General features: G+C 71.2%; 18 protein-coding genes. 2 read left to right on the top strand and 16 right to left on the bottom strand.

The window, feature by feature from the left end; genetic code table 11:
- Positions 1-62: 62 nt before the first annotated feature.
- Genes FRANEAN1_RS17960 through FRANEAN1_RS17950 form a run of 3 tightly spaced genes read right to left on the bottom strand, consistent with a single transcriptional unit; the run spans position 63 to position 3,663 of the window.
- Positions 63-821 carry an SDR family NAD(P)-dependent oxidoreductase gene (locus FRANEAN1_RS17960; protein WP_020461243.1) on the bottom strand — a complete coding sequence of 253 codons (759 nt, stop codon included), beginning with the start codon at positions 819-821 and terminating at the stop codon, positions 63-65.
- Positions 818-2,473: an AMP-binding protein gene (locus FRANEAN1_RS17955; protein ID WP_020461242.1), complete on the bottom strand. Its 1,656-nt coding sequence runs from the start codon at positions 2,471-2,473 to the stop codon at positions 818-820. The genes FRANEAN1_RS17960 and FRANEAN1_RS17955 overlap by 4 nt, the downstream gene beginning before the upstream one ends.
- 2 nt (positions 2,474-2,475) lie before the next feature.
- Positions 2,476-3,663, bottom strand: a complete 1,188-nt coding sequence (locus tag FRANEAN1_RS17950; RefSeq protein WP_020461241.1) for a CoA transferase — start codon at positions 3,661-3,663, stop codon at positions 2,476-2,478.
- A 197-nt stretch (positions 3,664-3,860) separates the two neighbouring features.
- Here FRANEAN1_RS17950 and FRANEAN1_RS17945 point away from each other — a divergent pair, with 197 nt between their 5' ends.
- Both FRANEAN1_RS17945 and FRANEAN1_RS17940 read left to right on the top strand, forming a co-directional pair.
- A complete protein-coding gene (locus FRANEAN1_RS17945; protein ID WP_041256104.1) occupies positions 3,861-5,333 on the top strand; it encodes a class I adenylate-forming enzyme family protein in 1,473 nt (490 codons plus the stop codon).
- A 16-nt stretch (positions 5,334-5,349) separates the two neighbouring features.
- Positions 5,350-5,808 (top strand): pyridoxamine 5'-phosphate oxidase family protein, encoded by a 459-nt coding sequence (locus FRANEAN1_RS17940; RefSeq protein WP_020461239.1) that lies wholly within the window; start codon positions 5,350-5,352, stop codon positions 5,806-5,808.
- Between the two features lie 116 nt (positions 5,809-5,924).
- Here FRANEAN1_RS17940 and fabG read toward each other — a convergent pair whose 3' ends face one another.
- The 13 genes from fabG to FRANEAN1_RS17875 form a co-directional block, all read right to left on the bottom strand.
- Complete coding sequence (fabG, locus tag FRANEAN1_RS17935) at positions 5,925-6,668, bottom strand: 3-oxoacyl-ACP reductase FabG (RefSeq protein ID WP_020461238.1); 744 nt, start codon at positions 6,666-6,668, stop codon at positions 5,925-5,927.
- Positions 6,665-7,504: a TauD/TfdA family dioxygenase gene (locus tag FRANEAN1_RS17930; RefSeq protein WP_020461237.1), complete on the bottom strand. Its 840-nt coding sequence runs from the start codon at positions 7,502-7,504 to the stop codon at positions 6,665-6,667. The genes fabG and FRANEAN1_RS17930 overlap by 4 nt, the downstream gene beginning before the upstream one ends.
- A gap of 135 nt (positions 7,505-7,639) precedes the next feature.
- Positions 7,640-9,445 carry an AMP-binding protein gene (locus tag FRANEAN1_RS17925; protein WP_083788279.1) on the bottom strand — a complete coding sequence of 602 codons (1,806 nt, stop codon included), beginning with the start codon at positions 9,443-9,445 and terminating at the stop codon, positions 7,640-7,642.
- A gap of 3 nt (positions 9,446-9,448) precedes the next feature.
- On the bottom strand, positions 9,449-10,666 hold the full coding sequence (locus tag FRANEAN1_RS17920) for a MaoC family dehydratase N-terminal domain-containing protein (protein WP_020461235.1): 1,218 nt from the start codon (positions 10,664-10,666) through the stop codon (positions 9,449-9,451).
- 13 nt (positions 10,667-10,679) lie between these two features.
- On the bottom strand, positions 10,680-11,663 hold the full coding sequence (locus tag FRANEAN1_RS17915; RefSeq protein ID WP_020461234.1) for an MDR family oxidoreductase: 984 nt from the start codon (positions 11,661-11,663) through the stop codon (positions 10,680-10,682).
- A 61-nt stretch (positions 11,664-11,724) separates the two neighbouring features.
- Entirely contained in the window at positions 11,725-13,140 is a 1,416-nt protein-coding gene (locus FRANEAN1_RS17910) for an aldehyde dehydrogenase family protein (RefSeq protein ID WP_020461233.1), read from the bottom strand.
- Positions 13,141-13,204: 64 nt separating this feature from the next.
- Entirely contained in the window at positions 13,205-14,911 is a 1,707-nt protein-coding gene (locus tag FRANEAN1_RS17905) for a thiamine pyrophosphate-binding protein (protein ID WP_020461232.1), read from the bottom strand.
- Between the two features lie 130 nt (positions 14,912-15,041).
- Positions 15,042-15,983 (bottom strand): SDR family NAD(P)-dependent oxidoreductase, encoded by a 942-nt coding sequence (locus FRANEAN1_RS17900; protein WP_020461231.1) that lies wholly within the window; start codon positions 15,981-15,983, stop codon positions 15,042-15,044.
- A 42-nt stretch (positions 15,984-16,025) separates the two neighbouring features.
- A complete protein-coding gene (locus FRANEAN1_RS17895) occupies positions 16,026-17,852 on the bottom strand; it encodes an NAD(P)/FAD-dependent oxidoreductase (protein WP_020461230.1) in 1,827 nt (608 codons plus the stop codon).
- Positions 17,853-17,947: 95 nt separating this feature from the next.
- Positions 17,948-19,330, bottom strand: a complete 1,383-nt coding sequence (locus FRANEAN1_RS17890; RefSeq protein ID WP_020461229.1) for an aromatic ring-hydroxylating dioxygenase subunit alpha — start codon at positions 19,328-19,330, stop codon at positions 17,948-17,950.
- 92 nt (positions 19,331-19,422) lie between these two features.
- The gene (locus FRANEAN1_RS17885; RefSeq protein ID WP_020461228.1) at positions 19,423-20,268 is read right to left on the bottom strand and encodes an SDR family oxidoreductase; all 846 of its coding nucleotides are present in this window, start codon (positions 20,266-20,268) and stop codon (positions 19,423-19,425) included.
- Between the two features lie 6 nt (positions 20,269-20,274).
- Positions 20,275-21,870 (bottom strand): SMP-30/gluconolactonase/LRE family protein, encoded by a 1,596-nt coding sequence (locus tag FRANEAN1_RS17880; protein WP_020461227.1) that lies wholly within the window; start codon positions 21,868-21,870, stop codon positions 20,275-20,277.
- A gap of 119 nt (positions 21,871-21,989) precedes the next feature.
- Positions 21,990-23,291, bottom strand: a complete 1,302-nt coding sequence (locus FRANEAN1_RS17875; RefSeq protein WP_020461226.1) for a cytochrome P450 — start codon at positions 23,289-23,291, stop codon at positions 21,990-21,992.
- Between the last annotated feature and the right edge of the window lie 189 nt (positions 23,292-23,480).

The raw sequence follows: 23,480 nt of genomic DNA, 5'->3' as shown, positions 1-23,480 counted from the left end.
CGGCCCGGCGGAACCACGGGACTACGGAGCAACCGGGCAACCGGGCAACCGGGCAACCGGTTCTAGCGCGGCGACATCCGCAGCGCGCCGTCCATCCGGATGACCTCGCCGTTGAGGTAGTCGTGGTCGATGATCGACAGGGCCAGCTGGGCGTACTCGTCCGGCCGGGCGAGCCGCTGTGGGAACGGCACCGACGCGGCGAGACCGGCGCGGAACTCGTCCGAGACGGTGGCGAGCATCGGCGTCTCGACGATGCCAGGGGCGATCGTGCACACCCGGATGCCGTACTGGGCGAGGTCGCGGGCGGCGGGCAGGGTGAGGCCGACGACGCCGCCCTTGGACGACGCGTAGGCCGCCTGGCCGACCTGGCCCTCGTACGCGGCGACGGAGGCGGTGTTGATGATGACGCCGCGCTGGCCGTTGTCGTCCGGCTCGGTCTCGGCGATCGCGGCGGCGGCGGTGGAGAGCACCGCGAACGTGCCGACCAGGTTGATCTGGATCACCTTCGCGTAGAAGTCGAGGTCATGCCGCCGGCCCCGGCTGAGGATGCGCTGGGAGGGGCCGATGCCGGCACAGTTGACGACGACGCGCAGCGGCACACCGGACCCGGCCGCGGTCTCGACGGCTGCGGCGACCTGGTCGGCGACGGTCACGTCGGCCCCCAGGTAGGTGATGCCGGTGACCGGCGGTGCCGACTCGATCGACGCCGGCAGGTCCAGCGCGAAGACGGTGGCGCCGTGCGCGGCGAGTGCCGCGGCGGTGGCGGCCCCGAGGCCGGAGGCCCCTCCGGTGACGATGGCGGCGGTGTCGGTCAGTTTCATTCGGCGGCTCCTGGATCGCGGTCAACGGACTTGATGGTGGCAGGCTGGCCGGTCACGTGCTCGTGGCCGGCTGTCTCGCCCGCCGCCAGTGCGAGCCGGCGGGCCTCCCGGCGCAGGACCTTGCCGTAGGAGCTCTTGGGCAGCGCGTCGACGTAGATGATCTGCTTCGGCTTCTTGAAGCGGGCGATGTGGGTGAGGCTGAAGTCGATGAGGTCGTTCGCCGGGGGCGGCGCGGCCGCGGGCACCACCGCGGCGACGACGTTCTCGCCCCAGAGCTCGTCGGGTACGCCGAAGACCACGACCTCGGCGACGGCGGGATGCTGGATCAGCACCTCCTCGACCTCCCGCGGGTAGATGTTGGACCCGCCGGAGATGATGACGTCGCTGCTGCGGTCGAGGAGGAACAGGCGGCCGTGCTCGTCGAGGCGGCCGATGTCACCGGTGTGCAGCCAGCCGCCCCGCAACGCCCGGCTGGTCGCCTCCGGGTTGTTCCAGTAGCCCCGCATCACCACGTCCCCGCGGACGCAGATCTCGCCTTCCTCGCCGGCGGGCAGCGGCCGGTCGTCGGCGCCCATGATCTGCACCTCGACCCCCGGGTGTGCCACACCCGCCGAGTCGAGGGGGGTGTCGGGTGAGGCGCCGTGGTCGAGGTAGGTGATGGTCATGGGTGACTCGCCCTGGCCGTAGATCTGCACGAACACCGGCCCGAACCGCTCGATCATCGCGCGGGAGTGCTCGACGTGGATGGGCGCGCCGCCGTAGACGGCGCAGCGCAACGAGCTCGTGTCCGTCTCGGGGGCACCGAGCAGCTTCACGATCATCGTCGGCACCAGGAAGGCGATGACGGTGATCCGTTCGCGCGCGACGAGCTCGAGTACCTCGGCCGGGTCGAACCCGCCGCCGTCGTGGATCAGGTTCTCGGCGCCGCGGGCGATCGCGCCCAGGGAGTACAGGCCGCTGCCGTGGGACAGCGGCGCGACGTGCAGGGCGAGGTCCGAGGGCCGGTAGTCGCACACGTCGGCGAGCAGCGTCCAGGTCGTGACGGTGAGGTTGCGGTGGCTGAGCTCGGCCCCCTTGGGGCGGCCGGTCGTCCCCGACGTGTAGAACAGCCAGGCGAGGTCGTCCCCGGCGACGTCGACCGGTACCAGCTCGGCGGAGCCCTCGGCCAGCAGCCGGTCGAACCCGCTCGGGCCGCCTCCGGCAGTCCTGCCGGCAACGGCACCGTCTCCGGTGTCGGTGTCGGTGTCGGCGCTGACACCGGCGCCGACGCCGCGGACGTCGACCACCACCTCCTGGACCCCGGTGAGATCGAGGCCGGCGACTGTGCCCGCGCCGGCGTGGACGAACGCCCGGGCGCCGCTGTCGTCCAGGATCACCTGGATCTCCGGGCCGGCCAGCTTGGCGTTCATCGGCACGGCGACCAGGCCGGCGTGCCAGGCCCCGAACAGCACGGCCAGGTACTGCGGGCAGTTGGGCAGCAGCACCGCGACCCGGTCGCCGCGTTCCAGGCCGCGCCCGAGCAGCGCCGAGCCGAACCTGGCCGCCTGCTCGCGCAGCTCGCCGTAGGACGTCCGGCGTCCGGCGAACCGCACCGCGCACCGGTCCGGGTGCCGCCGCGCCGAGGCGGTCAGCAGGCTCGCGACGTTGACCATCGTCAACCTCCATCTGGTCGAGCGGACCGCGGCTGCGGGGACGGCCGCCCGGACTCCCCGCCGAGCTCGTCGAGGACCTCCCGGGTGTGCTCGCCGAGCCTGGGCGCGGGGCCGGCGACCCGTCCAGGTGTCCGCGAGAACCAGGTCGGGATTCCGGGAAACCGCACCGGGCCGTTCGGGGTCTGCACCGTCTCGAAGAAGCCCGCCTCGTTGAGGTGCGGGTTGTCGAAGAGCTCGTCGAGCGTGCGCACCGGCGCGGCGGGGATGTCGAGGGAGCGCAGCAGGTCGAGCCACTCCTTCGTCGTGCGCTGCAGGAACGTCTCGGCCAGCAGGGCGTAGACGACGTCGATCCGGCGGGCACGCTGGGCGAGGGTGGCGAACTGCTCGCCGGCCCATTCCGGCCGCACGGCGCCGACGAAGGCGGACCACTGCTTGTCGTTGTAGACCAGCGCGGAGATCTGGCCGTCGCGGGTGCGGTAGGGCCGGCGGTTCGGGGTCACCGCGCGAGGGTAGAGCGCGGGGCCCAGCGGCGGGGTGAACATCGCACCGTTGGCGTGCTCGACCAGCATGAAGGCGGCCATGGTCTCGAACATGGCGACCTCGACCTCCTGCCCCTCGCCGGTGCGCTCGCGGTGGAACAGTGCCATCACGGTGGCGTAGAGGGCGGTCAGCCCGGCGACCTTGTCGGCGAGGATGGTGCCCACGTAGCTCGACTCGCCGGTCAGCTGCTCCTGGGCGAACGGCAGCCCGCACTCCGCCTGGATCGTGTCGTCGTAGGCGGTGAGGTCGGCGTCCGGGCCGCGCCGCCCGTACCCGTAGCAGTTGGTGTAGACGATCGACGGGTTGATCGCGGCCACCTCGTCGTAGCAGAAGCCGAGCCCGGCGATCGCCTTCGCCCGCATCGAGTGGACGAACACGTCCGCGCCCGCGACGAGCCCGCGCAGCGCGTCCCGGCCCTCGTCGGAGCGCAGGTCCAGCACGACGCCGCGTTTGCCGCGGTTGACGTTGACGAACACGCCGCCCATGGCGGGCTCCGGCCCGACCGAGATGTAGCGGGTGTTGTCGCCGGCGGGGGGCTCGATCTTGATCACGTCCGCCCCCATGTCGGCCATGATCTGCGTGCAGTGGGGACCCATGACCATCGCGGTCAGATCGACGACCCGAACGCCCGACAGCGGACCAGCCTTCACGTATCGACCACTCCTCGATCGACAGGACCCGGCCGGCCAGGAACCGCGCCACGCCGAGAATAAGGGATGAATCCTTGTAAGGATAGTGATATCAAGATGTCGTGAGCAGCACTCGTGAAACACCGCAGCGCACGGATCCGCAGCCCCTGAGCGGGACGTCCGCCCAGGTCGCGCGGGTCCCCGGCCCGATCGCCGGCGTGCTCGACGCCGCTCTCGCGGCCCGCCCGCAGGCCGCGGCGGTCGAGGCGGTCTCGGGTATCTGGTCGTACGCCGAGCTCGACGAGCAGGCGGACCGCGCGGCCGGCGCGTTGTGGTCGCTCGGCGTGCGCCCGGGTGACCGCGTCGCGGCCTGCCTGCCCAACGACCTCGACATCGTCGCCGCGTTCCACGGCGCGCAGCGGATCGGCGCCGTCTGGGCGGGGATCGGCGAGGCGCTCGCCGCGAGCGAGCAGCAGGAGCTGCACGAGATCTGCGATCCCACCGTCGTGCTGGCCGGCCCCCGCTACCTGCTGGACTCCCCCGGCCGCGTCGACCCCGACCGCTGGGCGGGCCTGCTCGCCCGCGGCGAGCGCGCCCCCCGGGTCGAGCACGACATCGACGCCCCGGCCGGCATCGCGTTCACCAGCGGGACGTCGGGACTTCCCAAGGCGGTCGTGCACAGCCAGCGCAACCTGCTCCTGCCGGGCGCGGTGCTCGTGGCGACCCGGGGCTGGGGCCCCGAGCTGCGCAAGGGCGACAGCTTCCCGTTCACGATCCTCAACCTGATGGTGCTCTCCACCCTGCTCACGGCGCAGGCCGGCGGGTGCGCGGTGGTGATGAACCGCCGGGACGTCGCCGGCGTCGTCGAGTGGATCTCCAGCCGGCAGGTCAACGTGTGGAACGGCGCGCCCGCGCAGCTGCACGACCTCGCCGCCCGACCCGAGGCCGGGATCGGCTCGCTGCGGGAGGTCTGGAGCGGCGGCAGCGACACCGCGGACGCGCTGCGCCGGGCGTTCGCCGACGCGCACGGGCTGGCGCCCCGGGCCACCTACGGCCTGACCGAGGCACCGACCGTCGTGTCGATCGACCCGCCGGGCGACGAGTGGCGCCCGGGGACGAGCGGCCAGGTGCTGCCGCACTACGACGTGGCGGCCTACGACGACGAGGGCCGCCGGCTGCCCGCCGGTGAGCTCGGCGAGCTGCGGCTGAGCGGCGCCACGACCGGCCCGTGGGCCGGCGTCTGGCGGCCGACGCTCGGGTTCTGGGAGAACGGCGCCGTCCGGCCGCTGGAGCCGGGCCCGATCGCCACCGGCGACATCGGGACCGTCGACGCCGACGGGTGGCTGACCGTGCTCGACCGCAAGAAGCTGATCATCATCCGGGGCGGCGCGAACGTCTACCCGCTCGAGGTGGAGCGGGTCATCGCGACGTACCCGGATGTCGCCCGGGTCGCGGTGTGCGGGGTGCCCGACGAGCGGCTCGGGCAGCGGGTGGCCGCGGTGATCGAGAGCGGCACCGGCGGCCCGCTCGACACCGGCGCGCTCACCGAGCTGTGCCGGCGCGAGCTCTCGCCGTACAAGGTGCCGGAGTTCTGGACCCAGGTCGACGCCCTGCCGGTGAACGCGATGGGCAAGGTACAGCGCACCGGGCTGGCCGAGCTCGTCGGCCAGCCGCGCCCCGCCGGAAGCTAGGGCCGGGGGACGAAGAGTGAGCATCCGGCTGAGCGAGGACGAGATCTGGGAGTTCGTCGGCGCCGCGCACACGGGGGTGCTCACCACCCTGCGCGCGGACGGCGCGCCGGTCTCGCTGCCGACGTGGTTCGTGGTCGTCGACCGGACGGTCTGCCTGTCCACCCCGACCGGGGCGCGCAAGCTGGGCCGCGTCCGGCGCGACCCGCGGGCGGCGTTCCTCGTCGAGTCCGGGCAGGCCTGGGCCGAGCTGCGCGCGGTGCATCTCAGCGGCCGGGTGGGCACGGTCGAGGACGCCACCACCCGCGATCGCGTCCGGAGCCTGCTGGACGAGAAGTACGCGGCGTTCCGGGTCTCCCCGCAGCGGCTGCCGGCCGCGGCGCGGTCGGCGTACACCGACCGCGCCGTCCTCCGGCTCGTCCCGGACGAACGGGTGCTCAGCTGGGACAACAGCCGCATCCGCCTGTCCAACGGCTGAGCGCCACCCCACGCTGGCGGTCCGGGTGCTGACGTTCCGTCAGCGCGGATCAGTGCGACAGGACCGTGCGGCTGCCTCCCGGCTGTGCGGCCCACCGGTCCTGTCAGCCGCACGTCTCAGGTGTTCCGGCCGCCGTTGACGCCGAAGACCTGGCCGGTGATGTAGCCGGCCTCGTCGCTGACGAGGAACGCGCAGGCGGCGGCGACGTCCTCGGCCCGCCCGATCCGGCCGACCGGCGTCCGGGCCGTCTGCTGCTCGACGTTCATCAGGCCGCCCCGCTCCTGCGCGCGCAGCATCGGGGTGTCGATGAACCCCGGCGGGATCGTGTTGACGGTGACGCCGCGCGGCCCGAACTCGAGGGCGAGCACCTTGGTGAGCCCGAGGATCCCCGACTTGGCGGTGACGTAGGAGCCCAGCCGGGGCGTGCCGCTGTGCACGCTCGACGAGGAGATGTTGACGATGCGCCCCCAGCCCTCGGCGAGCATGTCGGGCAGGATGGCCTGGCAGCAGTAGAAGGTGCCGTTGAGGTTGACGGCGAGCGACTTCTCCCACATCGCGTCGGTGATCTCGAGGAACGGGCTCGGGCGGGTCATCCCGGCGTTGTTGACCAGGATCGTCGGGCGGCCGAGCCGGCCGCGGGCCTCATCCACCGCCGCGTTGACCGCGGCGCGGTCCGCCACGTCGGCAGCCAGGCCGATCGCCTTCCCGCCCGTCTCCTCGATGGAGGCCGCGACCGCCGCGGCGGCGGCGCCGTCGAGGTCGAGGATCGCCACCAGGGCCCCGTCGGCGGCCAGCCGCCGGCTGATGGCCTCCCCGATGCCCGACCCGCCGCCGGTGACGACCGCTGTGCGCCCGCTCACTGGATCGGCTCGTCGCCGGCGAGGGTGATGCGGTGCATCCGGCGCGGTTCGGTCTGGTCGAACGGGCGGACCCGGTGGACCAGCCCGCGGTTGTCCCAGATCACCATGTCCCCCGCCGTCCACGAGTGCGAGAACACCCGGTTCGGCGCGGTGGCCCGCTCCTCCAGCTCGTCGAGCAGCGCCCGGCCGTCCTCCCGGCTCATCCCGACGATGTGCGACGTCGTCGAGCCGAACACCAGCGAGCGCCGGCCCGACCGGTGCTGCCACACCAGCGGGTGCTCCCGCGACGGCCGCTTCGCCCAGTCCGCCAGCTGCTCCGGGGTCGGGTTCGGGTACGCGGGGCGCACGATCGCCTCCAGGGTGTGGATCACCCGGAGGTCGGCGAACCGCTCCTTCTCCGCGTCGGTGAGATCGTCGTAGGCGGCGTAGGTGCTGGCGAACTCCGTCTCGCCGCCCTGCTCGGTGACCACCTCGGCGGTCATCACCGACGCCTTCGGCGGGATGTCGTGGTCGAGCGCGCCGTCGATGTGCCAGGCGACGTTGCCCCGGAAGTACTCCGCCCGCGGATGCGAGGGGTCCCAGTTGATCTCGTTGATCTCCGGGATGTCGTAGGGCGGGGAGGTCGGGAAGGAGATCAGCTCACCCAGCCGCCGGCAGAACGCGACCTGGGTGGCGGGGTCGATGTTCAGCCCGCGGAAGAGCAGCGCGCCGTTCTCCTCCAGTGCCGTCAGGCACGCCGAGGGGAGATCCTGGTCGTTGAGCAGGCGGTCGGCGTCGATGCCGAGCACCTCCGCCCCGACCTTCTCACCCAGCTTCTCCGTGACGATCGCGGCCATCGGTCATGCTCCTCTCACCGTCGCGTCCCACCGGCCCGGCCCCGTCGCGCCCGACGGCGCGGCCCACCGGCGCGGCTCGCTCCAACACCGCCGCGCCGCCCCGGCGTCGAGCCGGGGCGGCGCGGCGCCGTCTCATCAGGCCGGGGCCGGGGCCGTCTCGCCCGCCAGCCGGCTGGCCGCCAGCTCACGCAGATCGGCGGACTTGATCTTCGCGCTGCCGGTGACCGCGATCTCCTCCTCGCGGAAGAAGAGCACCCGGCGCGGCACCTTGTAGCTCGCCAGCCGCTCCCGGAGGAAACCGCGGATCTCGTCGGCGTCGAGGCGCACGCCGTCGTGCGGGACGACGCAGGAGACCACCATCTCGCCGAGCGTCTCGTGCGGGACGCCGACCGTCTGAGCCACCTTGACGCCGGGATAGGTCGCGAGGGTCTCGTCGACCTCCCGGGGCGAGACGTTCGCGCCGCCGGTCTTGATGATGTCGGTGAGCCGGCCCTTCCAGAACAGCAGGTCGTCGACGTCGAGGTAGCCGCCGTCGCCGGTGCGGAAGAAGCCCTCGGCGTCGAGCGTCTCGTCGAGCGGGATGCCGACGTAGCCCAGCATGAGTGTGGGCCCCTTGACGCAGATCTCACCCTGCTCGCCGCGCGGGACGACGGCGCCGGTCAGCGGGTCCACGATCTTGAGCGTGACGCCCGGCAACGCCTCGCCGCTGCTGTCCCGGTGCCGCTCCGGCGGCGTGTTGGCCGGCAGGCCGGTCGTGAGCGTGAAGGTCTCGGTGTTGCCGTAGGCGTGGCCCGGCTCGGCCCACCGCGTCGAGACCGTCGGGTGCCGCGCGATCGCGGTGTTGACGTCCGCGAAGCGCATGCTGCTCAGGTCGACGTCCTTCCAGTTCGGCGCCGCCTCGAGCTGCGCCCACTGGTGCGGCCAGGCGAAGGGGAAGTTGACCTTCTCCGTCGCCATGAGCTCGAGCGCCTCGACGGGCAGGAACGTGGGCTGCAGAACCACGGAGCCGCCGCTGGCGAAGGTCGCGCCGAGCGCCATGCCGAAGTTCCCCGACCAGAAGAAGCCGTTGGCCGTCCAGCAGCGGATGTGGTCCTCCGGGTCGAACCGGTACATGCGCCGGAAGCGCCATAACTGGATGGCGACACCGCGGTGCGAGTTCAGGATGCCCTTCGGCCGGCTCGTGGTGCCCGAGGAGAAGAACAGCAGGGCGGTGTCGCTCGGCTGCACCGCCGCGCCCGTCGCCTCGACCAGCTCGCGGGGCTCGTCGCGGCCACGGGCGAGGAAGTCGCCCCAGGTCTCGATCGCGCCGGCGGGCCCGCCTTCCCCGATCATGACCACGCGGCGCAGGAAGGGGAACCGGGCCGACTCCAACGCGCCGGGCACGGTGCTGGCGATCTCCGGCTCCAGCTCGGTCAGCACGGCCGCGAAGTCCTTCTTCAGCACGCTGCGCTCGAGCAGCAGCACCGAGACCCCGGAGATCCGCAGCAGGTCGTCCAGCTCGGACTGGGTCGAGAACGTGCTGAGGGCGACGGCGACCCCCCCGGCGAGCGAGATGCCGAACACCGACGAGATCCACTCGGGGCGGTTCGTCATCAGGACGCCCACCCGGGTGTCCTTGCCGACCCCGCAGGCGCGCAGCGCGCTCGCCACCTCGACGACGCGTTCCCACAGCTCGCTGTAGGTCCAGCGCACGGCGGCCGCGGCGTCCGCCCCGTCCCCCGCGGGGCGCGCGACGAGCGCCTCGCGCTCGCCGAACCTCGCCGTGACCTCACGCAGGAAGCCGGGGAGCGTCAGCGCCCCGAGACCCGGCTCGTCGCCCAGAGGCGGGCCCGACACGATCGACAGGGAACGCGCGGCGCCCGCGCCCTCCCCGGCACCGTTCGGTCCCGCCGCGGCCGTTCCCGTCCCGGCCGGTTCCGCGGTAAGCGGTTGCGCACCCATCGATCAGCTCCCGGCCACGCGGTCGCGCCGGTACGGCAGCTCGACCTCGGCGGTGCAGTCCACCAGCACGCCGCCGTCCTGGTTGGTGAGCCGCAGCTTCACCTGGACCAGCGGCACGCCCCACACCGAGCCCTCCTCCTTGCCGACCACCTCGCCGTCGAAGTAGGTGACGTCGCCCTCGAAGGCGGGGAGGCGGAAACTGGCCTTGGAGTGCCGCACCATGCCGTCGTGGCCGGCCCAGTAGGAGAGGTAGTCGGTGCACCAGGCGCCCATCGTGGCGCCGTAGCCGTAGGCGCGGGCCATGCCGACCTCGCTGGCCTTGTCACTGTCGATGTGACCGCGCGACGGCCCGACGTAGAGCCCGTCGCGCAGGCGCGGGTCGATCCGGGCGCCCTCCTCGTCGAAGCCGAAGCCCTCCACCCAGCCCGGGTCCTGGTAGACCCAGGGGTCCTCGATGCCGGGGGGCGCCGTCCAGTGGAACGTCCCCCAGATGTTGAAGATGAAGGCGCGGTACTCGGTGGTGAAGCTGGCGATGCTGTGCGGGCCGATCACCCGCCGCGGCAGGGTGTCACCGACGCTGACGTCCTCGAAGGCGGGCGAGAGGCCGGTGCGGTTCGAGTGGAGCCAGCTGTCGCGGAGCTTCTCGATCTCGGCCAGCTCGGCGCTCGTCCAGCGCTTCACCGCGCCGACCTGGTTCTCGTACATGCCGCGCTTCTCCGCCTCGGCGGCGAGGTAGCGGATGGCGGTGGAGCGCTCGCGGGCCACCAGGGCGCCGTGCTGGTTGCGGTGGGCGGTGTCCCCGCGGGAGAACATGGTCGGCCCGGCGAACTTCGTCTCCGCGACCTTGTAGTCGTGGAAACGCCGCTCCTGCACCAACTTGTCGCCGACCCGGATGGGGCTGCCGTAGAACCACCACTCCTCGCCGCCGAAGATCAGGTGGCTGCCGGGGATGCGTCCGACGCAGGCGGGCGCGCAGCCGTGGCCGTAGTCCAGGCCGACCGCGATCGACTGCGGGGCGATCAGGCCGCCGTACCGGGACTCACGCGCGAACTCCTCGTCCCAGTGCAGCGGGTTGGGGTAGTCCATCGCCATCACCCAGCGGCGGATGTCCGTCGCGGTGCACGGGTCCCACAGCTGCCCCCCGCCGATCGGCAGGCCGACCCGGTGGTCGACGTCGGAGAGGTCGAGCTCGATCTTCGACTCGGTGGGCTTCTCGCTCATCTCGGCTCCCGCCCTATCGGTTGACGTCGACGACGATGCGGCCGCGCACCTTGCCGTCCAGCAGACGGCGGGCCGCCTCGACCACGTCGGCCAGCGTGATCTCCTCGGCGATCAGCTCGAGGGCGCTGACGTCCAGGTCGCGGGCGAGGCGCTCCCAGGCGGCCAGCCGCGGCTTCGCCGGCGCCATCACGCTGTCGATGCCGAGCAGCGACACCCCGCGCAGGATGAACGGCGCGACCGACGCCGGGAAGTCCATGCCCTGGGCCAGCCCGCAGGCGGCGACCGTGCCGCGGTAGCGGGTCTGCGCGGTGGCGTTCGCCAGGGTGTGGCTGCCGACGGAGTCGACGACCCCCGCCCAGCGCTCCTTCTGCATCGGCTTGCCGGGCCCGGAGAGATCGGCGCGGTCGATCACCGTCGTCGCGCCGAGCTGGCGCAGGTAGTCGGCCTCGGACGCCTTCCCGGTGGCGGCGGCGACCGTGAACCCGGCCTTCGCCAGGAGCGCGACCGCCACGCTGCCGACGCCGCCGGTCGCCCCCGTCACCAGGACCTCGCCCTGGTCCGGCGCCACGCCGTGGGAGAGCAGGGCGTCCACGCACAGGCTGGCCGTGTAGCCGGCGGTGCCGATCGCCATCGCCTGGCGGGCGGTGAAGACCGCGGGCAGCGGCACCAGCCAGTCCCCGTTCAGGCGGGCACGCTGGGACAGCCCGCCCCAGTGGGTCTCGCCCACGCCCCACCCGTTGAGGACGACGCGGTCGCCCTTCTTCCAGTCCGCGTGCGTGCTGTCGGTGACGACACCGGCGAGGTCGATGCCGGGCACCATCGGGAACTTGCGCACGACCGGCGAGCTGGCCGTGATCGCGAGGCCGTCCTTGTAGTTCAGCGTGGAGTACTCCACCTCGATGTCGACGTCACCGGCCGGCAGCTGCGCCTCGTCCAGGCTGGTGACGGCGGCCGTCTGACCGGCCTCGCCCTTTTCGATCAGAATCGCGGAGAACATCGGAGATCTAGTCCTTCCTCAGCGCGCCGGTAGCCCGGCGCGCGAACCCTCACCTGTCGGGCTAGTAGCCGTGGATGCCCTTGGTCTCCAGGTACTCGTGGAAACCGAACTCGCCCCACTCGCGCCCGTTCCCGCTCTTCTTGTAGCCGCCGACCGGACCACCGAAGTCGAACCCGTCGTTGATCGCGACCCACCCGGCCCGGATCCGCCGGGCGACGGCGCGCGCCGCATCGAGGTCCGCGCCGGCCACATAGCCGGCGAGGCCGTACTCGGTATCGTTCGCGAGCTCGACGGCGTGATCCACGCTGTCGTAGCCGTGAATCGTGAGCACCGGCCCGAAGATCTCCTCCCGGCCAATGATCATGTCGTTCGTGACGTCGGCGAAGACGGTGGGCTTGACGTAGAAGCCCGTCTCCAGCCCGTCCGGTCGACCGGTCCCGCCGGCGACCAGCGTGGCGCCCTCGTCGATGCCCTGCTGGATCAGGCCCTGGATCTTCTCGAACTGGCGCCCGGAGGCCACCGGCCCGATCGTGAACTCGCCGTTGGGATCGCCCACGGTCACCTGCGCCGCGGCCTCGCGGGCGGCGCTGATCGCCTCTTCCATCCGGGCGCTGGGCACCAGCAGGCGGGCGGGCGCCGTGCAGGTCTGCCCGGAGTTGCCCATCATGTTGATGACGCCCTTGGCGACGTTCTCGGCGAAGTCCTGGTCGTCGAGGACGATGTTCGGGCTCTTGCCGCCCAGCTCCTGGGTCACCCGCTTCACCGTGGGCGCGGCGTTCTTGGCGATCTCGATGCCCGCGCGGGTGGAGCCGGTGAACGAGATCAGGTCCACGTCGGGATGCGCCGACAGCGGCACGCCCACGCTGGGGCCGTCGCCCTGGACCAGGTTGAACACGCCGGCGGGGACCCCGGCCGCCTCGAAGATCTCGGCGAGGATCTGCCCGGTGAAGGGCGACTCCTCGGACGGCTTGAGCACCACGGTGCAGCCCGTGGCGAGCGCGGGAAGGACCTTGACCGCGATCTGGTTGATCGGCCAGTTCCACGGCGTGATCAGGCCGCAGACCCCGATCGGCTCGAGGACCACGCGGGTGACCCCGCGCTGCTCCTCGAAGGAGAAGTTCTTGAGGATCTCGATCGCAGTGGTCAGGTGCCCGGCGCCGAGGCCGACCTGGAAGCCGTTGGCCAGCGCGGCCGGCGCGCCCATCTCCTCGGTCAGCGCGGTGGCGAGGTCGCCGGCACGCTTCTGGTAGACGTCGAGGATGCTCTCGAGGACCGCGATCCGCTCCTCGCGGCTGGTCGCCGACCAGCTGGGGAAGGCGGCCCGGGCGGCCGCGACCGCCCGGTCCACGTCGGTGGCGGAGCCGAGTGCCACCCGGCCGGCGACCTGCTCGGTCGCCGGATTCACGACATCAAAGGTCCGCTGCTCGGCCGGTTCCGCCCACTGGCCGCCGATGTAGAACTTTAAGTATTCACGCATGACACCCTCCGTTCCTCTCCGAGATACTGTCAGGAATTCGCTGATATACGGGTCGGGGCCGGGATCACTGCGTTCCCTCGGCGTACCAGGTCCGGAACTCGTCGTAGCTCGGCATTTCCTCCGAGTTGGCCTTCGGGTCGACCGCGACGTGGATGACGGCGGTCTTTCCGCTGGCGTAGGCGCGCTTGATGGCGGGGGCGATGTCCTCGTCGCGCTCGACGTACTCGCCGTAACAGCCGAAGCCCTCGGCGACCTTGTCCAGGCGGGTGTTCTTGCTCCAGTGGACGCCGGTCTCCAGCGAGCCCTGGCCGAAGGTGCGCTTGTAGACGCCGACCTCGAGGCCCCAGGCGTAGTCGACGGCCACGACGCAGACCAGCGGGAGGTTCAGCCGGGCGGCGGTCTCCAGCTCGGCGATGTGGAACTGGAAGGACGAGTCCCCGGTGATCAGCATCATCGGGCGCTTGCCGCCGTCCGCCACCCCGGCGCCGACCGCGTAGGGCAGCCCGGTGCCCAGGTGGCCGAAGTTCTGGTTCCACATCACGTCGTGCGGCTTGGCCTGTGAGTACGTCCAGCCGAAGATCGTGGTGGCGCCGCCGTCGCGCACCATGATGCCGTCCGGCGGGAAGACCTTGGTGGCCTCGACGATCAGGCGCGCCGGGTGCACGGGTGACATGCCCGCCGGGGCAGTCTCCGCGAGCTCCGCCAGCTGGGCGGCGTCCTGGCGGATCCAGCCGTCGAGCTCGGGGGTCGGCGTGCGCGGGGTGTCCTTGAGGGCGTCGACGAGCTGCGGGACGACCGCGCGCAGGTCACCGACGAGGGGCACGTCGATCGACCGGTTCACCCCGATGGCCTCGGGGTCCTGCTCGATGAGGATCCACTTGCGGTTGGCCTCGTTCGCGACCCAGTGCCGGCCGCGGCCGTAGTGGACCGGCTCCCCGAGCTCGGTGCCGATCGCCAGACACAGGTCGGACTTGACCACCGCGTCGATCGACGCCGCGGAGAAGCCGTAGGGGAAGGTGCGGTCCTCCAGGCCCTTGATGAAGGAGGTGCCGCCGGAGGTCTGGATGACCGGGCAGGCCATCGCCTCCGCGAGGGCGCGGACGGACTCTCCCGCGCGGGAGGTGTGCACACCGTGCCCGACGAGCAGGACCGGCTGCTTGGCCGCGCGGATGTACTGCACGGCTTCGGCGATCCTGTCGGGGCCGGCGGTCTGGTTCACCAGCCGGTACGCCGCCGGCGGCAGCGGCGGGGGAACGTCGAGCTCCTCCTGGATGATGTGGGAGGGGTACTCGATGTAGACCGGGCCCGGGGTGCCGGACAGGGCCTTGCGCAGGCCCTCGCGGATGACCTCGTCGGTCTGGTCGGCGTACTCGATGCTGGCGCAGTACTTCACCGACGGCTCGAACAGGCCCGCCTGCCGCACGAACTGGATCCGGCCGCGCCGCACCCGCTGCTCGGTGATCCGGGCACGCTGCCCGCCGAGGAAGATGACCGGCGAGTTCTCGACCTTGGCGCACATCATCGCCCCGGCCAGGTTCGCGACACCCGGGCCCAGGGTGCCGATCGCCACCGCGGCCTTGCCGGTCATCCGGGACACCGCCTCCGCCATGAACCCGGCGGACTCCTCATGGTGCGGTGAGACCACGGTCCAGCCGCGTTCCTCGGCGAGGTGGAACATGTGCACGAAGTTCGGGTCGGGAATACCGAAGATCGTCTTGATGCCCTCGGCTTCGAACAACTGGAGGATGCGCTCGTAGACTTTTACCGCCATTGGTAGTCAGGGAACGCCGGTACCGGCCCGCGGTACGGTTTCCCATCCTCCTTCCGATCCGGGTGTGCGCTGGTCCGTGTCTGCGGTGCTGCGTCAGTGCGGTGCGGGTGGTGCAGTGTCGGTGCGGTGGTCAGGACGCGTTCGCGGCGCCCTTCGCGGCCATCGCGAAACTGTTGACGATGTGGTCGACGTGCGCCGAGGGCACGACCGGCAGGATCCAGGGGTCGCTCGTGTCGCGGATGGTCTCGAGCTGCTCCCCGACCTGCTCGACCGTCCAGGACGGCTGGTACACGCCCGGGGTCTCGGCGATGAAGACGCGGGCCACCCGGCCGGCGATCGAGGTCAGCATCTCCCCGGTGATCGAGCAGGACTCGTGCGCGAGCCAGCCCACGGTGGGGGCCACCAGCTCGGGCCCCATCGGCGGGTAGGCCGAGGTGTCAATCCCCTCCGCCATCCGCGTGATCGCGGCGGGGACGATGATGTTGCTCTTCACGCCCGACGCGGCCCCTTCGAGGGCGGCCACGTTCGACAGCCCGATCATGCCGGCCTTGGACACGCCGTAGTTGACGACCCCGGCGTTGCCGTACAGCCCGCCGATGGACGAGGTCAGCACGATCCGGCCGTACCCCGCCGCGACCATCAGCGGGAACGCGGCCCGCACGACGTGGAATGCCCCGCGCAGGTGGACGTCCAGGACGGCGTCGAAGTCCTCGTACGTCATCTCCGCCAGCGGCGCCGGGCGGTGCGTCCCGGCGTTGTGGATGAGGATGTCGATCCGGCCGAAGCTGTCGATCGCCGTGCCGATGATCGCCTGTCCGCCCTCGGCCGTGGCCACCGAGTCGGTGGAGGCGACGGCCTCGCCGCCGGCGGCGACGATCTCCTGGACGACCTGCTCGGCGGGGCCGGTGTCGAGGCCCTCCCCGCTCATGCTGCCGCCCGGGTCGTTGACGACGACCTTGGCGCCCAGCGAGCCGAGCAGCAGGGCGTAGGCGCGCCCCAGACCCCGGCCGGCACCGGTGATCACGGCGACCCGGCCGTCGAACCGGGCTGCGGGCAGTGTGGCCTCAGACATTCAATGGTCCTCTCGCGACATGGGTGAGCAGGCGGGTGGTCGTCATTTGCCGAGGACGAGCCCCGCCATATCGCCTGAGTCGCGCCACTCCTGCAGCAGCTCGCCGAATGCGTAGAAGCCGGCCCAGTAGGGGTCGCCGAGGACCGACCGGATCCGCTGCTCGCCCTCGTTGTTGTAGTAGCCGGGCGTGCACTCCCGCGCGAAGTTGGTCTGGTCGATCTCCGCGGCCCGGACCGCCGCGACCCACCTCTCCTGCGCGTCGAAGGTGGGTTCGACGGTCACCGCGCCACGGCCGAGGGTCTCGGAGATGATGTGGGCGATGTGCACGGCCTGCTGCTCGAACATCGCCGGCACGGCCGCCGTGACGCCGCCCTGGATGTAGCCGGTGAAGAACTGGTTCGGGAAGCCGTGGGTCATGATCCCGTGCAGGGTGCGGTAGCCGTCGACCCAGTGCTCGTAGAGCGACCGGCCCTCGCGGCCGGCGTACGGGTGGATCGCGAGCCGGCGGTCGAGGTCACTGGTGATCTCGAAACCGCTGGCGAACACGATGCAGTCGACCTCGTACTCGACGCCGTGCGCGACGATGCCCTTCGCGGTGATCCGCTCGACGCCCTTGGTCTCCGCCACGTCGATCAGGGTGACGTTGGGGCGGTTGAAGGTCGGCAGGTAGAGGTCGTTGAAGCACGGCCGCTTACACAGGAACCGGTAGTACGGCTTGAGCGCCTCGGCGGTCACCGGGTCCTCGACGATCGCGTCGATCCGCTGTCGCAGCCGCTCCATCACCTGGTAGTCGACGAGCTCGCGCAGCTCCATGAACTTCGCCGGGTCCGCCAGCGCCGCCCAGCCGTTGGTGGCGTCCAGCTGCGCCTGCAGGTTACGGCTGATCTCGGTCCAGCCGTCGCAGATCAGGTCCGGCTGTCCCGGCGCGAACGCCTCGTAGGCCGCGGCGTGGAAGTTGCGCCGCCGCTCCTCCTGCCAGCCCGGCTGCAGCGTCGCGGCCCACTCCGGGTCGGTCGGGACGTCGCCGCGCTCGTCGATCGAGGAGGCGGTGCGCTGGAACACGTACAGGTGCTCGGCGGTCTGCGCGATGTGCGGGATGACCTGCACGCCGCTGGCCCCGGTGCCGATCACCGCGATCTTCTTGCCGGCGAGCTTGTCCAGCCCGCCGTGCAGGTCGCCGCCGGAGTACTCGTAGTCCCACCGGGCGGTGTGGATCGTGTGGCCCTGGTAGTCGGCGATGCCGGGGATGCCCGGCAGCTTCGGCCGGTTGAAGGGCCCCTGGCACATCACCACGAACCGGGCGCTGATCTCGTCGCCGCGGTTCGTGGTGATCTTCCAGCGATTCGTCCGCTCGTCCCACTCCTGCGAGCGGACCAGCGTGCTGAACACCCCGTGCTCGTACAGGCCGAAGTGCTTCCCGATGCGCTGGGCGTGCTCCAGGCACTCGTCGCCCCGGGCGTACTTCTCCTTCGGGATGTAACCGACCTCCTCGAGCAGCGGAAGGTAGCAGTAGGCGTCGGTGTCGCACTGGATGCCGGGATACCGGTTCCAGTACCACACCCCGCCGAAGTCGCCCGCCAGCTCGATGATCCGGAAGTTGGTGACGCCCTCCTGCTTGAGCCGCGCCGCGGCCACGAGGCCCGCCCAGCCGCCGCCTAAGATCGCCACGTCGATGTCCTCGACTATCGGCGTCCGGGGCACGACCGGTGTGTACGGGTCGGCCTCGTAGAACTCCTCGAAGTCGCCCTCGGTCACCAGGTACTGCTTCTGGCCCTCACGGCGCAGGCGCTTGTCCCGCTCTCCCAGATACTTCGTCCGGAGCGCGTCATGGTCGACCTCGGGCGTCTCGGTCGGGGCACAGTTCTGCATGCACATTCCTCGATCTGGGCTGGTGCTCGGGTCACTCGTCAGGCGCCGCGGGGAGATTCGCGGGAGAACGCGGGTCCAGGCGGGTCTACATGGGTCTAGTCAAGGTTGTGCGGCTCGCCGGTACCCATGTAGCTGGCCAGATTGTGGTGCAGGTTCACAACGCTGCGCTCGCGGTACGGATTGGGCTTCGGTCCGGAGAAACCGCCCGACTTCATGCCCTGCTGCACGGCCGACATGTTCGCGAAGTCCTGTGGCAGCACCGTGCGCCAGCCCGGGTCCTCCGGCGGCGTGAACTCCCACTTGGTCTCCGGCTCCTCGCCGGCCGGGTAGAGCTCGTAGACGGCGGCCTCGAAAATGCACTTGTCGGGGTCGTAGCCGTAGGGCCGGGCGCTGTAGCAGAGCATGTTGTTCAGCGCGTGCCCGATCTGGAAGTTCGGGAAGATCTGCCAGGCGGTGCCGCTCTTCGCGACGATCTCCGGGGGGACCGTCGGCCACACCACCCCGCGGGCGGCGTCGTCCTGGCGGGCCGAGGCCAGCCAGTGCTGCAGCACCTCGCCCGGGGGCGTCCCCTCCGGGAGCTCCTCGGTCAGCCGCTGGGCGGCGTCGACGAGGGTCCGGGTGGTGTTGGTGTTCGCGTTCTCCCAGGTGAAGTTCTGCAGCTCGATCGTCGACAGCCGGGCGTCCGGGCCGCTGCCGATCCGCAGCTTCGCCTGGTTCTCCTCCATGCCCTTCGGCGCGTCGTACCCGATGTTGCTGTGCCGGCCCTGCGCCCGCGCCCAGCCCAGGAAGTTCCCGAAGTTCATGAACTCCGGGTGGGTGTACGGAACGTGGTAGGTCTCCATGAAGGCCTCAAGGGCGACCTTCCAGTTGCAGTCGAATACCAGCCACTTCCGCCACCGGTAGCGCATGTTCTCGAGCTGGAACGGGTCGAGCAGCGACGCCGCCGGCTCCAGGTACTGCCGCAACGGCTCGGCGTCCGGGTCCAGGTTCACCCAGATCCAGCCGCCCCAGGTGTCGACCTGCACGTCCTTGAGCGCGATCTTCTCGTCGGTCAGGCCGCACGGCCAGTCCTCACGCTCGGCCGCGAACGTGTTCTCGCCGTCGAGGTTGTACCGCCATCCGTGGAAACCGCACACGAACTGCCGCAGCTGCCCGCGGGCGTCGCGCGCCCCCTCAGGGGTGTCGACCAGCCGGCGGCCCCGGTGCGAGCAGACGTTGTGGTATGCCCGGATCCGGTCCGGCGCCGAGCGCACCACGACGAGCGAGTCGTCCAGGATCTCGTACGTCAGGAAGTCGCCGACCCGCGGAATCTCCTCGACCCGGCCGACCTGCTGCCAGACCTTCCGCCACAGCTTGTCCCGTTCGGCCCGGGCGTACTCCGGGGAGAGGTACGCCTCCACACCGATCTCGAGCGGTTCCGACAGCGGCTCGACTGGAGTGGAAACTGTTTCCTGGATGTTGTCGAGAGTCTCGCTCATGACATTCTCCAACCCGCGTCACGGGGTAATCGGGTTCGGGTGCGGCTTTGGTCCGGGATTTGACCGGAAACAAACAGATCTACTTCGGCGTGTCAGCGCGTGAGGGACGCACGGAAATCCTCGTCCTTCAGGAACAGCGACGTGTTGTCGGCGCCCAGATGGGTCCACTTGAGGTTCAGGCCGCCGTCCACGAGAATCGTCTGCCCCGTGATGTAGGAGGACAGGTCCGAAAGGAGGAAGAGAATCGCTCCGGCCTGTTCCTCCGGGCGGCCGCGGCGGCCCATGGTGATGGCGCGGCGGTCGCGGTCGGCGTCGGCGTCCACATACGCGCCCGACGACGGGGTCGCGGTCACACCGGGCGCCACGGCGTTCACCCGGATGTTGTCCCCGGCGAGCTCGACGGCCAGCGTGCGCGTCGCCGCCACCACCCCCGCCTTGGCCGTGCCGTAGGCGATGTGGAACGGCGCCGTGTTCATGCCGCTGATCGAGGAGACCGACACGATCGACCCGGGACGGCCGTGCGACTTCAGCTCGGCGGCGACCGCCTGGCTCATGAAGAACATCGTCTCGAGGTTCTGGGTGAACAGCGCGCGCCAGTCCTCCCGGGTCACCCGGGTCGCCGCCATCCACGTCGCAGGGGCGGCACCTCCGGCGACGTTGACCAGCCCGTACAGGTCGCCGTCCGTCCGCGAGGCCGCGTTCAGCACCGTCGCGATGCCTTCGTCGGTCGAGGCGTCCGCCGCGACCGGCACGACCGGCAGCCCCTCCTTCACCAGCGGCCCGATGTGCGTGTCGAGGTTCTCCTGGGAGCGGCTCACCGCGAGCACGGTCGCCCCGGCGCGCGCCACGGCGCTCGCCACCGAGGTTCCGATGCCGCCGCCACCCGCACCGGAGACGATGACGATGCGCCCGTCCAGGTTGAGGAAGTCGTTCGTCATGTCGCCTCAGCCCTCCCGCCGCAGCGCGAGCACGCTGCCCTCGGCGTCAGCAGATAGGTAGAGCGTGCCGTCCGGTCCGGCGGCGATGCCCGCGAACGGGCCCTGCGGCCCGGAGAAGGGCGGCAGCCCGCGCAGGGGCTTGGGTGTCACGCCGGGCGGGGCGCCCACCGGAAGGTCACGGGCGATGGTCTGCCGGGCCCCGGTGCCGAGGTCGACGCTGATCAGTTGCTTCGTGCCGGCGTCGACGATGAGGAGCTGGCCGTCGCGCACGAGGATTCCCTGCGGCTGTTCCAGGCCGTCGACCACCGTGTCGACGCGGAAGCCGGAGATCGTGACGACCCGCCCGGCGCCCGACTCGGAGACGAAGAGCGTGCCGTCCGCGCCGAACGCGACACCCAGCGGATCGTTCAGCCCGGACGCCAGCTCCTCGACCCGTCCGGAACGGATGGAGAGCACGCGGCCCTTGCCGAGCTCCGCGGCCACGATGTCGCCGCCCGGGGCGACCGCCACGCCGTAGAGCTGGTCGAGCTCGTCGGCGAGCACCTCGCTCTCCGCGCTCGCCGGCCGGTAGCGCGTGACCTGCCCGCCCGAGGTGGTGACGATGAACTCGCCCGCGCCGACGGCGGTGAGCCCGCGGACGAAGCCCGGGTAGCCCGGGCTGAAGAGCATGCCGAGCGTCTCCGGCCGGCCCCCGGGGCGCAGGCGGTAGAAGTACGTCCCGTCGGCGATGTAGAGGTTGCCGTCCTCGCCGACGGTCAGGTCCAGCGGCCAGTTCAGCCCGCCCGGCAGCGTCTCCCGGGTCGCCCCGCCGCCGAGGATCTCGGTGATCTGCCCGGTGAAGTTCGAGACGAACAGCCGGTCGCCGACGAAGGTGCAGTTGTCCAGGCCAGGCGTGAGGGCGGCCAGCACGGTGCGCTCGCCGTTGCGCGGGTTGATCCGCAGCACCTCGCCGGAGGCGACCTGGGTGGAGACGATGAAGCCCTCGGGGTCGAACTTCAGCGAGTCCGGGACGCCGAGATCCCCCACGACCCGCTGCGGCTCGCCGCCCTCCGGGTCGATCCGCCAGATGTCGTTCGTCCCCATCACCGGGTAGTACAGGAGACCGTCGGGGCCGACCTCCATGGCGTTGGGCATCGCCAGGTCCTCGAGCAGCACGCGGGGCGCGCCGCCGTTGAGGTCGAGCTCCATCAGGCGCCCGCCGACCCGGCACTCGTTGACGAACAGCCGGCCCTGGTGGACGGTGATGCCGTTCACGCTCGGGAGGTCGTCGCGCAGCACCCGGGTGGTGCCGTCGGCGCCGCGCACGCTCACCCGGCCGTCCATGACCTCGGTGGCGTAGAGGTCGCCCTGCGGGCCGAAGGCCACGTCGTCGGGGGCGATGATCGCGCCGCCCTTCGCGCTGATGGTCTCCAGCTGGCCGGTCTCGACGTCGAGTGCGCTGATCTGGCTGCCGGTCACCTGCGCCACGTAGACGCGGCCGTCCGGGCCGGTGCGTAATCCGTTCGCGCCGAAAAGTCTGCTCGGCGAGGTGAGCCGGTCCAGGCTCCATCCTTCGGCGAGGCCGATGGATGCGGCGCTGTAGCGCGCCCCTTGCGACAACATGGTGACGGACTCCCGAACCTCGTCGTTGGGATGAAGAATTTCGGCTACCGGCCCGCGCGGGATGTCGACTCACGCCGCGGGCCGGTCTCACCGGGGCCGGTTCTCACCGGGGAGGGCCATTACCGGGAGTCGGACGCCGCCGGCGTGAACTCGAGCTGCAGGTGGGTCAGACCACGCAGGATGAACGTCGGGAGGTACTGGTAGTTGCGGGCACCCGCGGGGCCGTGCACCCGCTCGGAGATCCGGATGTCGGCCGTGCGGTCGAGCAGGCGCTCAAGTCCCGCCCGGGCCTCGGCCCGGGCCAGCGGCGCGCCGGGGCAGCTGTGGATGCCGCGCCCGAACGCGATGTGCTGACGCGCGTTGGGGCGGGCGACGTCGAGCGTGTCCGGGTCGGCGAAGCGGCGGGGGTCGCGGTTCGCGGCCCCGTTCACGACCATCACCGTGCTGCCGGCGGGGATGTCGACCCCGCCGACCGTGGTCGGCACCCGGGCCAGCCGGAAGTCACCCTTGACCGGGCTCTCCAGCCGCAGCGTCTCCTCGATGAAGTTCGGGATCCGGTCACGCTCGGCGCGCAGCAGGCGCTGCAGGCCGGGATTGTCGGCGATCAGCTTCGCCGCGGTGCTGACCAGCCGGACGGTGGTCTCCTGGCCGGCGGAGAACAGGTTCGCGGCCACCCGCACGACGTCGATGACCTCGGGGGTGGAGCCGTCCGGGAACGTCGCGGTGGCCAGCCCGGTGAGCACGTCGTCGCGGGGCTCACGGCGACGGTCCTCGATGTAGGTCGTGAAGCGGTCGTAGAGGAACTGCAGCGGGGAGTGTTCCATCGAGTGGTCGCCGGTGCTGCCCACGCCGCCGCCCTCGGCCGGCCGGTGCTGCAGCCGGTCGGTGAACTCCTCGTGGTCCTCCTCGGGCACGCCGAGCAGGTCGGCGATGACGAGCAGCGCGAAGGGGCCGGCGAACCCGCGGATGAACTCGCCCTCGCCGCTGGCGAGGTACTCGTCCAGCAGCCGGTCGGCGAGCCGCCAGATGAACTCCTCGTTCTCCTTGAGCCGCTTCGGCGTGATCAGCCGCATCAGCAGCGCGCGGTGATCGGTGTGCATCGGCGGGTCGAACGTAGGGAGCTGGTCGCTCATCGGCAGCTCGGCACGGTGCCGCTCGATCAGCTCGGAGATGTCGTCGCCCTCGAGGCCCTCGAGCGGGACCGGGAATCCGGGAAACGGCCCGGTTACCGAGGTACACGACGAGAATCTGTCGGAGTCGTGGAACACCGAGACGGCTTCCTCGTAGCCCGTCACCATCACCACCCCGTGGTGCGGCTCCCGACGGACCGGGCACTGCTCCCGCAGCGCGTGAAAATAAGGATATGGGTCCGCGACGAGCTCGTCACCCCGGAAGAAGTCGATCGCCTCGATGTCCTTCACCGTCTGCACCGCATCCCTTCGACACCGCTGTGCGCGTGTCCCGCTGGCCCTGAAGCGAATGACCCGTTGTCCGCAGCGTTCGGCGCCATTCCCCGCCACGGTCCGACGCCTGGTCCGCCCTGCGCCCCGAATCGCCTTACCCGCGATCGGACCGGTCCTGCGAACTAGGCCGCTACGATACGGACCGGC

The sequence above is a fragment of the Parafrankia sp. EAN1pec genome (genome assembly GCF_000018005.1).
GTDB classification, from domain to species: domain Bacteria; phylum Actinomycetota; class Actinomycetes; order Frankiales; family Frankiaceae; genus Parafrankia; species Parafrankia soli.
Note: the sequence above shows the minus strand (reverse complement) of the source record. Positions and strands in the feature narration are given on the sequence as shown.